The 12,624-nt window shown below is 73.9% G+C and carries 12 protein-coding genes; 6 read left to right on the top strand and 6 right to left on the bottom strand.

Going from position 1 to position 12,624, the window contains the following annotated elements; all coding sequences use genetic code 11:
* Window positions 1–20 precede the first annotated feature (20 nt).
* On the top strand, window positions 21–692 hold the full coding sequence (locus tag B086_RS0131205; RefSeq protein ID WP_026252955.1) for a FadR/GntR family transcriptional regulator: 672 nt from the start codon (window positions 21–23) through the stop codon (window positions 690–692).
* Window positions 693–882: 190 nt separating this feature from the next.
* On the top strand, window positions 883–1,947 hold the full coding sequence (locus tag B086_RS41270) for a PAC2 family protein (RefSeq protein WP_018570365.1): 1,065 nt from the start codon (window positions 883–885) through the stop codon (window positions 1,945–1,947).
* Between the two features lie 128 nt (window positions 1,948–2,075).
* Here B086_RS41270 and mshC read toward each other — a convergent pair whose 3' ends face one another.
* The 4 genes from mshC to B086_RS0131230 form a co-directional block, all read right to left on the bottom strand.
* Window positions 2,076–3,305 (bottom strand): cysteine--1-D-myo-inosityl 2-amino-2-deoxy-alpha-D-glucopyranoside ligase, encoded by a 1,230-nt coding sequence (gene mshC / locus B086_RS0131215; RefSeq protein ID WP_018570366.1) that lies wholly within the window; start codon window positions 3,303–3,305, stop codon window positions 2,076–2,078.
* A 104-nt stretch (window positions 3,306–3,409) separates the two neighbouring features.
* Window positions 3,410–4,249, bottom strand: a complete 840-nt coding sequence (locus B086_RS0131220; protein WP_078510145.1) for an SCO1664 family protein — start codon at window positions 4,247–4,249, stop codon at window positions 3,410–3,412.
* Entirely contained in the window at window positions 4,213–4,803 is a 591-nt protein-coding gene (locus B086_RS0131225; RefSeq protein ID WP_018570368.1) for a DUF3090 domain-containing protein, read from the bottom strand. The genes B086_RS0131220 and B086_RS0131225 overlap by 37 nt, the downstream gene beginning before the upstream one ends.
* Window positions 4,804–4,902: 99 nt before the next feature.
* A complete protein-coding gene (locus B086_RS0131230; RefSeq protein ID WP_018570369.1) occupies window positions 4,903–5,589 on the bottom strand; it encodes a histidine phosphatase family protein in 687 nt (228 codons plus the stop codon).
* Window positions 5,590–5,650: 61 nt separating this feature from the next.
* Between B086_RS0131230 and B086_RS0131235 the strand changes: the two genes are divergently transcribed.
* Window positions 5,651–6,652: a magnesium and cobalt transport protein CorA gene (locus tag B086_RS0131235; RefSeq protein WP_018570370.1), complete on the top strand. Its 1,002-nt coding sequence runs from the start codon at window positions 5,651–5,653 to the stop codon at window positions 6,650–6,652.
* Between the two features lie 206 nt (window positions 6,653–6,858).
* Here B086_RS0131235 and B086_RS0131240 read toward each other — a convergent pair whose 3' ends face one another.
* Window positions 6,859–7,914: an LLM class F420-dependent oxidoreductase gene (locus tag B086_RS0131240; RefSeq protein ID WP_018570371.1), complete on the bottom strand. Its 1,056-nt coding sequence runs from the start codon at window positions 7,912–7,914 to the stop codon at window positions 6,859–6,861.
* A 209-nt stretch (window positions 7,915–8,123) separates the two neighbouring features.
* Between B086_RS0131240 and B086_RS0131245 the strand changes: the two genes are divergently transcribed.
* Together B086_RS0131245 and B086_RS0131250 are read left to right on the top strand one after the other, a co-directional pair.
* Window positions 8,124–9,107: an aldo/keto reductase gene (locus B086_RS0131245; protein WP_026252956.1), complete on the top strand. Its 984-nt coding sequence runs from the start codon at window positions 8,124–8,126 to the stop codon at window positions 9,105–9,107.
* On the top strand, window positions 9,104–11,491 hold the full coding sequence (locus B086_RS0131250) for a helix-hairpin-helix domain-containing protein (protein WP_018570373.1): 2,388 nt from the start codon (window positions 9,104–9,106) through the stop codon (window positions 11,489–11,491). The genes B086_RS0131245 and B086_RS0131250 overlap by 4 nt, the downstream gene beginning before the upstream one ends.
* A gap of 171 nt (window positions 11,492–11,662) precedes the next feature.
* On the opposite strand, the gene B086_RS0131255 is transcribed toward B086_RS0131250, so the two are convergent.
* Complete coding sequence (locus B086_RS0131255) at window positions 11,663–12,376, bottom strand: hypothetical protein (RefSeq protein WP_018570374.1); 714 nt, start codon at window positions 12,374–12,376, stop codon at window positions 11,663–11,665.
* 47 nt (window positions 12,377–12,423) lie between these two features.
* On the opposite strand from B086_RS0131255, the gene B086_RS0131260 reads away from it, so the two are divergent.
* Window positions 12,424–12,612: a DUF5703 family protein gene (locus tag B086_RS0131260; RefSeq protein WP_026252957.1), complete on the top strand. Its 189-nt coding sequence runs from the start codon at window positions 12,424–12,426 to the stop codon at window positions 12,610–12,612.
* Window positions 12,613–12,624: the final 12 nt, after the last annotated feature.

Below are 12,624 nucleotides of genomic sequence, written 5' to 3' on the forward strand. Positions count from 1 at the left end.
TGACGGAGCGGAGACCGAGCATGGCAGTGACCGACGAGGCGATCGGGAAGATCAAGGCGATGATCGTCTCCGGTGCGCTGCGGCCCGGTGACCGGCTGCCCAGGGAGAGCGAACTCGCCGCCGGACTGGGGCTGTCGCGCAACTCCCTGCGGGAGGCGGTGCGCGCGCTGTCGCTGATGCGGATCCTGGACGTGCGCCAGGGCGACGGCACGTATGTGAGCAGTCTGGATCCGCAACTCCTGCTGGAGGCGCTGAGTTTTGTCGTCGACTTCCACCGCGACGACACCGTGCTGGAGTTCCTGGCGGTGCGCCGCATCCTGGAGCCGGCCGCGACCGCGCTGGCGGCCGCCCGCCTCGACGAGCGGTGTCTGGACGCCCTGGAGGCGCGGCTGGACTCGCTGGGCCCGGCCCCTTCGGTGGAGGAACTGGTCTCAGCGGACCTGGAGTTCCACCGGGCCATCGTGTCCGGCTCGGGCAACTCGGTGCTCTGCTCCCTGCTCGACGGGCTGTCCGGGCCCACCACGCGGGCCCGGGTCTGGCGCGGGCTGACCCAGGAGGACGCCGTGGGCCGCACGCTGCGCGAGCACCGGGCGATCCTCGGCGCCCTGCGCGACAGGGACGCGGAGGCGGCCCGTTCATGGGCGACGGTGCACATCGCGAGCGTCGAGCACTGGCTGCGCTCGGCGCTGTGACAGCGGTCAGCCCTCGGATGTGTGGGGCTCGCCGGGGGTCCGGCGGGGGGCAGCGGCGATCATGGGTGTTCGAGTGTCTCGGACGGGGCAGTGATGCGTTCACTCCCCCGTGCAAGGGGGTCGCGGTCGCCCCCGTCGCACGCCGTAAGGTTGGTGGGTCAAGCGAGGGCACGTCGGAAGGAGGCGCTGGGTGATCGAGCTCGAGGGGGTACCCGAGCTGATCGACCCGGTCATGGTGGCCGCGTTCGAGGGCTGGAACGATGCCGGCGACGCCGCCTCCACCGCGGTCGCGCATCTGGAGAAGGAGTGGAAGGGCGAGGTGTTCGCGGCGCTGGACGCCGAGGACTACTACGACTTCCAGGTGAACCGCCCCACGGTCTTCATGGACGGCGGTGTGCGGAAGATCACTTGGCCGACGACCAGACTGTCGGTGGTGCGCATCGGCGGGGACAAACCGCGCGATCTGGTCCTGGTGCGCGGGATCGAACCGTCCATGCGCTGGCGCTCGTTCTGCAACGAACTGCTCGGTTTCGCGCACGAGCTGGGGGTGGAGCTGGTGGTGATCCTGGGCGCCCTGCTCGGCGACACCCCGCACACCCGCCCGGTGCCGATCAGCGGGACGACCTCCGACGCCGACCTGGCCCGCCGGATGGACCTGGAGGAGACCAAGTACGAGGGCCCGACGGGCATCGTGGGCGTCCTCCAGGAGGCGTGCACGCACGCGGGCGTCCCGGCGGTCTCGCTGTGGGCGGCGGTGCCGCACTACGTGTCGCAGCCGCCCAACCCGAAGGCCACGCTGGCGCTGCTGAACCGCCTGGAGGACCTGCTCGACCTGCGGATCCCGCTGGGCGAGCTGGCCGAGGACGCACGGGCCTGGCAGGTGGGCGTGGACCAGCTGGCCGCCGAGGACACCGAGGTCGCCGAGTACGTGCAGACGCTGGAGGAGGCCCGGGACACCGCCGAGCTGCCGGAGGCGTCGGGCGAGGCCATCGCCCGCGAGTTCGAGCGGTATCTGCGGCGCCGGGACGGCGGCGGACCCTCCTCCGGCGGGCACGCCACGACGGACGGCGGCGAGGGCGGCTCGTTCCTGCGGGACGGCCCCGGCGGGCGCACCCGGCCGCCGAAGCCGCAGCGGCCCGGGGCGGAGACCGACGGGAGCGAGGCGGAGACCGACGGGAGCGACGGTGACGACGGCGGCGCCGTCGGCCGGGACGGCGGCGACAGCGGCCCGGGGGACGACGCTCCGAAGGACTGAGCGGCCCGGAGCCGGGGCGGACGGAGCGGGGGCGGACGGAGCGGGGGCGGACGGAGCGGGGGCGGACGGAGCGGGGGCGGTGCGCGGATCGCGCACCGCCCCCGATCGACGTCAGGGAACCGGCCGGGTCAGACGGCCACGCCCAGCAGGGCGTCGACGGCCCGCGAGACCAGACCGGGCGCGCCGGTGTCGGTGCCGCCCCGCTCCTGCTGGAGCGCGGCCCAGCGGTCGACAGCGGCGAGCGCGGCCGGGGAGTCCAGGTCGGCGGCGAGGGCGTCGCGGATCTCCTCCACCAGCGCGTCGGCGGACGGGCCGTCGGGCCGGGAGACGGCCGCGCGCCAGCGGTCCAGCCGCGCCACGGCGTCCGCGAGCACCTGGTCGGTCCACTCCCAGTCGGAGCGGTAGTGGTGGGCGAGCAGCGCGAGCCGGATGGCGGCCGGGTCCACGCCGTCGCGGCGCAGCCGGGACACGAAGACCAGGTTGCCCTTGGACTTGGACATCTTCTCGCCGTCCAGCGCGACCATGCCCGCGTGCACGTACGCCTTGGCCATCGGGAACTCGCCGGTGAGCACCTGGGCGTGCGAGGCGCCCATCTCGTGGTGCGGGAAGACGAGGTCGGAGCCGCCGCCCTGGACGTCGAAGCCCATGCCGAGGTGGTCGAGGGCGATGGCCACGCACTCGATGTGCCAGCCGGGCCGGCCGCGGCCCAGGGAGGCGCCGTCCCAGCTCGGTTCGCCGTCCCTGGCCGCCATCCACAGCATCGGGTCGAGCGGGTTCTTCTTGCCGGGGCGGTCGGGGTCGCCGCCGCGCTCGGCGGACAGCAGCCGCATCGCGGCGGCGTCGAGGTGCGAGACCTCGCCGAAGTGGGGGTCGGACTCGACGGAGAAGTAGACGTCGCCGTCGAGTTCGTAGGCGGCGCCCAGGTCACGCAGGCGCTCCACCAGCGGGACGATGCCGGGTATCGCCTCCACGGCGCCTATGTAGTGGCGCGGCGGCAGCATCCGCAGGGCGGTCATGTCCTCGCGGAAGAGCGCCGTCTCCTGCTCGGCCAGCTTCACCCAGTCGACGTCGTCGCGCTGCGCCCGCTCCAGCAGCGGATCGTCGACATCGGTCACGTTCTGGACGTAGTGGACCTGGCGCTTGGTGTCGAGCCACACGCGCTGGACGAGGTCGAACGCGTTGTAGGTCGCCGCGTGCCCCATGTGGGTGGCGTCGTACGGCGTGATGCCGCAGACGTAGATACGGGCGACGGGACCGGGGTCGAGGGTCACCGGGCCCCCGGTCGCGGTGTCGTGGATCCTCAGGTCGCGGCCCTGACCAGGCAGGGCGGGGACCTCGGAAGCGGGCCAGGCATGCATGTCATGAGCGTAACCGGACCGCGGTCCCGTCTACGAACCGGACCGCGCAGATGACCGGTAAGGCGTTCTTGCGCGATCACGTCGGGTGTGCTGCCGCACCGCCGCTACACCGGCGGCCAGGGGATCGCCGGCCACTCCCCCGTCGGCTCGGGATGGACACCGGAGGCGAGGAGGGTGTCCACGCGCGCGCGTGCGGCCCCGATCTCCGCCGGGGCGATGAGGGCGGCCAGCCGGGTGGCGAGGGCGCCGCCGTCGCCCAGGGCGTCCCTGAGGCCCTTGAGGACGCCCAGGGCCTCCTGCGGCAGGGGCTCGCCGGCCCAGCCCCACAGGAGGGTGCGCAGCTTGTTCTCGGTGTGGAAGGTGACGCCGTGGTCGATCCCGTAGAGGCGGCCGTCCGGGGCGGGCAGCAGATGGCCGCCCTTGCGGTCGGCGTTGTTGATCACCGCGTCCAGCACGGACAGCCGCCGCAGCCGCTCGTCGTCGGCGTGCACCAGGAGCGCGGTGCGGTCCTCGCCGACCTCGGCGAAGCCGATCGCCTTCCAGCCGGGGCCCGGTTCCTCGGCGTCCAGCAGGGCGAGCAGTTCGGTGCCGGGGCCCTCCTCCTGGGCCTCGATCCACAGCTGGACCATGCCCTCGCCGTAGGGGCCCTCGCGCAGCACGGTCGGCGGCACCAGGTGCCAGCCGGTCGCCTCGGAGACCTCGTAGGCGGCCACCTCGCGGCCTGCCAGGGTGCCGTCGGGGAAGTCCCACAGCGGGCGCTCCCCGGCGACCGGCTTGTAGACGCAGGACGCCTCCCGGCCGTCGTACGCGACGGTGCACAGCAGCGCCGCGTTGGAGGCCTCACGGATGCGGCCGCGCACGGTCAGCTCGCCGCGGGCGAGCAGTTCGGCGGACGCCGCGTGCGGCGTCACGCCCCGCGGCGGTATCCGTTCTGGCGCGGACATACGTGTCCTTCCGGGTCGAGCGGGAGGCTGCACAGCGGGCACGGCGGCCGCCCGGCGTTGACGACGTCGAGTGCACGCTTGGCGAACGCCCTCGCCTGGATGCCGGTGAGCCGGACCCGCAGCATCGGGGGGCCGTTCTCCTCGTCCTGGAGCAGCCGTTCCTCGGCCTCGGCGAGGTCCTCCTCGGACTCGGCGTCGAGTTCGACGAGGGCCTGGGCCTCGACGACCATGCGCTCTTCCTCGCCGTCCCAGGCGAGTGCCATGGTGCCGACCCGGAACTCCTCCTCGACGGGGGTGTCCAGCGGGCCGGTGTCGGCGATCTCGGTGGGGGCCATCGCGGGCACGGCGGCGTTGCCGCCGCTGCGGCGCACCACCTCGTCGAGCAGTTCGTCCATGCGTTCGGCGAGCGCCGCGACCTGGGTCTTCTCCAGGGCCACGCTGGTCACCCGGGAGCCTGCGGTGGCCTGGAGGAAGAACGTACGGCGTCCGGGCAGCCCGACCGTGCCGGCCACGAAACGGTCCGGGGGGTCGTAGAGGAACACCTGACGGGACACGTCCTGTCTCCATGGGGATCGGGAGAAACGGGGAAAACGACGGTAAACGACGGAGGGGGTGGGGCTACGGCGACCGCTTCACCCTACTGCGGGCGACGATCACGGTGCGCCCGCGCCGCCCCCGACCGGTGCGTCGCCGCCGGCGCTCTCCTCGCGCGGGGCGAGGGAGGCGAGGTCGCCGGTGTCGCCGAGGCGCACCAGGAAGGGCCGCAGCCTGGTGTAGCGGATCGCGGTGACCGAGCAGGGCTCGACGGAGATCCGCTGGAAGAGGTCGAGGTGGAGGCCGAGCGCCTCGGCGACCAGGGACTTGATGATGTCGCCGTGGGAGCACATCAGATAGACGGCGTCGGGGCCGTGGTCGCGTTCCACGCGCGCGTTCCACTCGCGCACCGCCTCGGCGGCGCGGGTCTGCATGGCGCGCAGGGACTCGCCGCCGGGGAAGGCGGCGGCGGAGGGGTGCGCCTGGACGACCTCCATCAGCGGCTCGTCCTTGAGTTCGGCGAGCTTGCGGCCGGACCAGTCGCCGTAGTGGCACTCCCCGATCCGCTCGTCGGTGTGCGCGCCCAGGCCGGGCCGTGCGTCCAGGAGGGGCTGTACGGTCTCCTGGCAGCGCTGCAACGGGCTGGTGACCACCTCGGCGAGCGGCAGCGCGGCGAGCCGGCCGGGCAGCGCGGCGGCCTGTGCGGCACCGCGTTCGTCGAGGGCGACGCCGGGCGTCCAGCCGGCGAGCAGTCCCGCGGTGTTGGCGGTGGAACGTCCGTGCCTGACGAGGATCAGCGTGGGCATGCGGCCAGGGTAGGGGTATACGCGGCTCCGGCGTCGGCCGGACGAAAGGGGAACACGCTCAGTGATCGTCGACTGTGGCATCTACCGTGGCGGGCACCGCACGGAGGGCCCGGAGGACTTCTCCGACGCCCTGGCCGAGGCGCGGGCGGCCGGGGGGTTCGTGTGGGTGGGACTGCATGAGCCGACCGAGCAGGAGTTCGACCTGGTCACCGAGGAGTTCAGCCTGCATCCGCTGGCGGTCGAGGACGCCCTGAAGGCGCACCAGCGGCCCAAGCTGGAGGTCTACGACGACTCGCTGTTCGCGGTCCTCAAGCCCGTGGGGTACGAGCCGCAGAGCGACGAGGTGTCGGCCGGCGAGATCATGATCTTCCTGGGCGACTCGTTTGTCGTCACCGTGCGTCACGGTGAGAGCGACGGACTGGCCGTCGTACGGCACCGGCTCGAACAGGAGCCGGAGATGCTCGGCAAGGGTCCGACCGCCGTGCTGTACGCGATCGCCGACGCGACCGTCGACCACTATCTGGACGTGGCGACCGAGTTGCAGACCGACCTGGAGGAGCTGGAGGCGGAGGTCTTCTCCCCCGACCGGGGCGGCTCGCGGCACACCGCCTCCCGCATCTACAACTTCAAGCGGCAGATCACCGAGTTCCGGCGCGCGACGGGCCCGCTCGCGGTGCCCATGGCGCGCCTGGGCGGGACCGGGGTGGGCGCGTTCACCGCGACCGTCCCGTTCGTGGACGACTCGGCGCACCCCTTCTTCCGGGACGTCAGCGACCACCTGACCCGGGTGAACGAGTCCGTGGAGGGCCTGGACCGGCTCGTCTCGGACATCCTCTCGGCCCATCTGGCGCAGACCAGCGTCCAGCAGAACGACGACATGCGGAAGATCTCCGCGTGGGCGGCCATGGCCGCGATCCCGACGATGATCGCCGGCATCTACGGCATGAACTTCGACCACATGCCCGAACTGCACTGGATCTGGTCGTACCCGGCGGTGATCGGGCTGATGGCCGTCCTGGAGGTGCTGCTGTACCGGCAGTTCAAGCGGCGGGACTGGCTGTGAGGACGGCACGGGGCGCGGCGTACGCCCGGCGCGCGGGCCGTAACCCCGCGGGCTCCGGCGCGTTGTTCTCGGTGACGGCCGTGGCGGGGAGGACCCCCGAGCCCTCACCGCGGCCGTGAGACGTCCCGGGAGGGCGGGTGCGCGTCCGTCGCACCCGCCCTCTTCGCATGGTCCGCGTCTTCGCACGGTCCGGTGTCACGCCGGTGTCACGCCAGTCCGGCGCGCTCCAGGGCCGCCGTGCCGGCGCGCAGCGAGGCCAGGCGCTCGTCGCGGGTGAAGCCCGCCGGGGCGAGGGTGAGGGTGGTGACACCGGCCGCCGCGTACGCCTTCATCCGGTCCGCGATCCGGTCGACGGAGCCGAGCAGCGTGGTCTGGTCGATCAGCCGCTCCGGCACGGCGGCCGCGGCGCCCTGCTTGTCGCCGGACAGGTACTTGTCCTGGATCTCGGCGGCTTCCTTCTCGTAGCCCATGCGTCCGGCGAGCTGGTTGTAGAAGTTCTGCTTGCGGCTGCCCATGCCGCCGACGTACAGCGCCGTGTACGGGCGGAAGGTGTCGGCGAGCGCGGACACGTCCTTGTCGTCGCCGAGCGCGAGGGGCACGGTCGGGCAGACGTCGAAGCCGTCCATCGTCAGCCCGGCCTTCTCCCGTCCGGCCCGCAGCGGGCGGATCGCCGTCTCCTCCAGGTGGTCGGCGGAGGGGAAGATGAGCAGCGCGCCGTCGGCGATCTCGCCGGTCTGCTCCAGGTTCTTCGGGCCGATGGCGGCGATGTAGAGCGGGATGTGCTCGCGCTGCGGGTGCACGGTCAGCTTGATCGGCTTGCCGGGGCCGCCGGGCAGCGGCAGCGTCCAGTGCTCGCCGTCGTGGGTCAGCCGCTCGCGGGTCATGGCCTTGCGGACGATCTCGACGTACTCGCGGGTGCGGGCGAGCGGCTTGTCGAACTTGACGCCGTACCAGCCCTCGGAGACCTGCGGTCCCGAGACGCCGAGGCCGAGCCGGAACCGGCCGCCGGACAGCGAGTCCAGCGTGGCGGCGGTCATCGCCGTCATCGCGGGCTGCCGGGCGGGGATCTGGAAGATGGCCGAGCCGACGTCGATGCGTTCGGTCTGCGCCGCGACCCAGGTGAGGACGGTGGCCGCGTCGGAGCCGTAGGCCTCGGCCGCCCAGCACACGTCGTAGCCGAGGCGGTCCGCCTCCTGGGCCACGGCCAGGTTGTCCGCGTCCATGCCGGCACCCCAGTAGCCGAGGTTGATCCCGAGCCGCATGCCCAATCCCCTTACCGATGAGTAACGTGCGTGTGCGCACGACCCTAGCGCGAGGCCGGTGGATCCGGCAGGCCGCGGACGGTGTGACGGCGGCCTCGTCCGGGGCCCGCGCCGGGGACGCGACCGGTCGTCCACAGGTCGCCACCGGGGCGGATCCGGTTGTCCACAGGTCACCCACGGGGCATCCGTGGCCAGTAATCTCGGCGTTCATGGAGCAGAGGCATCTCGGCCGTACGGGCCTGCGCGTGTCCCGCATCGGCCTCGGCACCCTCACCTGGGGCCGGGACACCGACGAGCACGACGCAGCGGACATGCTGAAGGCGTTCTGGGAGGCGGGCGGCACCCTCGTCGACACGGCGGACGTCTACGGCGACGGCGAGGCCGAGTACCTGCTGGGACGGCTCATGGACGGCCTGGTGCCCCGCCACGACCTGGTCGTCTCGACCAAGGCGGGCAGCGTCCCCGACCCCGACCGGCGCTTCGACGGCTCCCGCGGCCATCTGCTGGCGGCCCTTGACGACTCGCTCGCCCGGCTGGGCACGGACCACATCGACGTGTGGCACGTGCACGCCTACGACCCGTCCACCCCCTTGGAGGAGACCCTCCAGGCACTCGATCTGGCCGTGAGCAGCGGGCGGGTGCGGTACGCCGGGGTCTCCAACTTCTGCGGCTGGCAGTTGGCCAAGGCAGCGACCTGGCAGCTCGCCGCGCCGGGCACCCGGACCCGGCTGGCGAGCACGCAGATGGAGTACTCCCTGCTCCAGCGGGGCGTCGAGCGCGAGGTGCTGCCCGCCGCGCTCGACCTGGGCATCGGGATACTGCCCTCCTCACCGCTGGGCCGGGGCGTGCTGACCGGCAAGTACCGCGACGGGCTGCCGCCGGACTCGCGGGGCGCCTCGGAGCAGTTGGCGCCGTTCGTCGAGCCGTATCTCGACGACACCGCGCGCCGGATCACCGACGCGGTGACGACGGCCGCCGACGGGCTGGCGGTGACCCCACTCCAGGTCGCCCTGGCCTGGGTCCGCGACCGGCCGGGGGTGAGCGCCCCGATCGTCGGCGCGCGCACGGCGCAGCAGCTCACGGCCGCGTTGTCAGTGGAGAGCCTTAGTCTTCCTGACGAGATCTGCCGGGCGCTCGACGATGTGTCGGCACCCGTGCACCGCTATCCCGATCACGACTGGAGCACGCTGTGAGCACGGAGCCGGAGACCACGGAGAACACCGGGCCGGGGACGCCGGACACCGACGCCGAACCCGCCGAGCCCGCCGGCCCTGCGGACCCCGACCGGAGCGACGACGGCGACGGCGACGAGGGTGGCAGTGCGGCCGGAGAGACCGATGAGTCCGGGGACGGCGGCACGGACACCGCTGCCGAGGAGGGCTCCGAGGCCGGGTCCGCGGGCGGCGCGGACGGCGGCGCCCAGTTGTCCGAGGCGGCGGCCGAGCTGGCGGCCCAGCGGATCGAGCGGGAGCGCATCGAACGCCGGAAGGCCGAGAAGGAGACGCGAGGACCGATCGAGGCCGGGACGAAGCTCAGCGGCCCGGCCGCCGATCTGCTCGCCGCGGTACGGGCCGTGGAGAGCGGCGCGAAGCCCGCGGCCGCCGTGTTCGCCGAACCCGAGGCGGAGTCCGCGCGGCGCAGGCCCGCCGCCGAGCGGACGCGCCCGGCGCCCGTCCCGCCACCTGCGGCCACCGCGCCCGCGGCCCCGGCCGGTGAGACCGTCGAGGCCGTGGGCCGGGTGCTGGCCGAGGGCGGGGCACCGCAGGCGCTCGCCGCCCCGGTCGCGGCGGCCCTCGGCGAGAGCGCGGCGGACCTGCTGCGCACCGACCCCTGGCAGTTGCTGCGTGTCCCCGGGGTCCGCCCCGAGCAGGCCGACGGCTTCGCGCGGGCGCTGCTGGGCGCCGAGTGCGGGCCCGCCGACGAGCGGCGCGGGAGGGCGTTCACGGTCTGGCTCCTGGAGCAGGCGGCGCTCGCCGGGCACACCGCGCTGGAGGCACCGGCCCTCGCCTCCGCACTGGCCCAGCGGAGCGTCCCCGACCCGGACGAGGCACTACAGTCCGCGCTCGCGGAGGGCGAGGCCCTGGTCTTCCAGGACGCCCTGGACGAGCCGGGAGCGCCCGCCGCCCCGGCGCCCGCCCCGGCCACCCCCGGTGAGGAGGACGGCGGCGAGGGCGGGGAGGGCGAAGGCCGTCCGGTACGGATCCTCGTCGGCCTGGAGCGGTACGCGCTCGCCGAGGAGAGCCTCGCGGACGGCCTGGCCCGGCTGGTCAACTCCGTGCCGAAGCAGGGCGGTCCGGGCGAGGAGTGGGAGCGGGCCGCCGGTGCGGCCCGGGGGTCCGCCGCCGAGCTGATCCGCGCGGTCGCCGGGCACGCCCTGGTGCTGCACACCGGCGGGGAGGCGTCCCGGGCCGAGACGGCACGGCTGCTCCGGGAGGCCCGCGGTCTGGGGCTGCGCGCCTGGGCCGCCGCGCACAGCCCGCTGGGCCGGGACGCCTTCGCGGAGCTGCTCGGCGATTCCTCCGAGGGGCCCGGCGGTTCCGGCGGGGCCGAGCGGTCCGGTGCGGACGACACGGCGGGTTCCGGGGCGGGCGGGTCCGCCGTGGCCACGGTCGCCGGGCTGCTGTCCGGTGCCGAGGGGCCGGGCCGGGACACCGACGGCGCCTTCGACCTGGACCTCCTCGTCGTGCTCGACACACCCCAGCTGGACGTCGAGACGGCCGCCCTGGTCGTGGAGTCCCTGCCGGACGGCGCCCGGCTGGTGCTGGCCGGGGATCCCGGTGTGCTGTGGTCCGCGGGTCCCGGGCGGGTCTTCGCGGATCTGCTGGCGGCGGGGATCTGTCCGCACATCGCCTCGCGGACACCGGATCCGGGTCCGCTGGGCGAGCTGGTCTCCGGTATCGGCGTCGGCGAGCTGACCCAGGTGGAGGCGCCGGGCAAGGAGGTCGTCATCGTCCCGGTGCGGGACGCGGGCGAGGCCGTGCACCGCACGGTGCAGCTTGTCGCGGACTCGGTGCCGCGGGCGATCGGCGTCCCCACCGCGCAGACCGTGGTGATCACCGTGGGCCACGGCGGCGCGGCGGGCACCCGTGCGCTCAACGCCGCCCTCAAGGAACGGCTCAATCCGGGCCCCGGCCGCTTCGGCGGTTTCGACCCGGACGACCGTGTCGTCTACTCCCCCGCCCCCGGCCGCGCGCTGCCCGGCCAGGTGGTGCGCGCCGACGCCGAGGGCCTGCACCTGTCCTGCTCGGGCGAGTCCGTGGTCGTCCCGAAGGACCAGGTGGACGGCCGGGTGCGGCACGGATGGGCGCTGACCGCGCACCAGGCCGTGGGCGGCCGGTGGCCCGCGGCGGTCGTGGTGCTGCCGGGCGACGCGGCGCAGGCGCTCAGCCGGCCGTGGGTCTACACCGCTTTCGGCCGGGCGAGCCGCCATCTGTCCGTGGTGCACGGCGTGGAGCAGGCGCTGCCCAGGGCCGTGGCCGAGGTCGGGGCCCGGCCGCGTACGACCCGGCTGTCTGTCCTGCTGGTACCGCAGACCGGCGGGGAGGAGGCGGGCCAGACGGTGGCGGGCCAGGGCTGACGCCGTACGTCGCGTCCCGGCCCGGGGAGCGCCGCCCGGGACGGGACGGGGTGGCACAGGACGGGACGCGGCGCGGTGCGGCAGGGCGGGGCGGGGCGCGGCGCTGGTCCGGGAGACCCCTCCCCGGACCTTCCGACACCCCTCCCCGCCACCGAGGCCCGCCGCGTCCGCTCAGTGCTCCCGCGCGTCCAGCGGCTCCAGATCCTCGTCGTCGTCGACCTCGTCAAGGTCGTCGTCGGCGTCGGTCTCGTCCTCGTCCCGCTCGTCCTCGTCCGTCTCGTCGTCGAAGACCGCGCTGACGTCGAAGCGGCAGACGACCAGTTCCGGATCGACCTGTTCGAAGGGCGCCTCCAGCCAGTCGCCCGGGTCGGCGGGTTCGTCCGAGGCCGTGACCCAGAGGGTGGAGTCGCCCTCCTCCAGGCCGAACTCCTTGTGCCGGGAGGCGATCTCGTCGGGTTCGAACTCGCCGAAGAGCACCCCGAGGGCCCCGTGCACCGTGTCGGACGGGCCCGTGCCGATGCCCGCGGCGCCCTCGGCGTCCGCGGCCTCCACCCGCTCGGCCTGGGCCAGCAACCGCTGCGGGTCGGCCACGGCGTAGTCGCGGCGGATCAGCACGCTGATCGCGTTCGGCTCCTCGGGGCCCGCGTACGGCGGCAGCGAGTCGTCACCGGGGATCTCGAAGGGCGTGACCTCGTCGTAGCGGTCGTAGAGCAGCTCGTCGTACGCCTCCGCGGCGGCGGCCAGCTGGTTGAACGCCTCGTAGACGGCCGGGTCGTCGTCCCCCGACCTGCGTTCGACCGCCGCCAGGTGACGGTCGAGCGCGGTCTTGACCGCCTCGGCGGCGGCGCGTACCTCGGCAGCGGTGGGCTGCGCAGCATCAGACATAGTGCAGACGCTATCCGTACCGGGCCCCAGCCCGCACAATAGATGCGATGCCGGAATACGAATTTGTCGACGTGTTCGTCCCGCGTGGGGTGTCCCGCAACGAGACGGCACGTCTGCTGACCGACCATGCCGAGTACGGACACTGGGAGTTGTACCGCCTGAGCCTGCTGCGCGACGGCAGCCGCCGGGTGCGGCTGCGGCGGCGGATCATCCGCCAGGTGCGCGCCACCTGGTGACCCGGCCGAAGC

The sequence above is a fragment of the Streptomyces sp. PsTaAH-124 genome, from assembly GCF_000373685.1.
Lineage (GTDB): Bacteria > Actinomycetota > Actinomycetes > Streptomycetales > Streptomycetaceae > Streptomyces > Streptomyces andamanensis.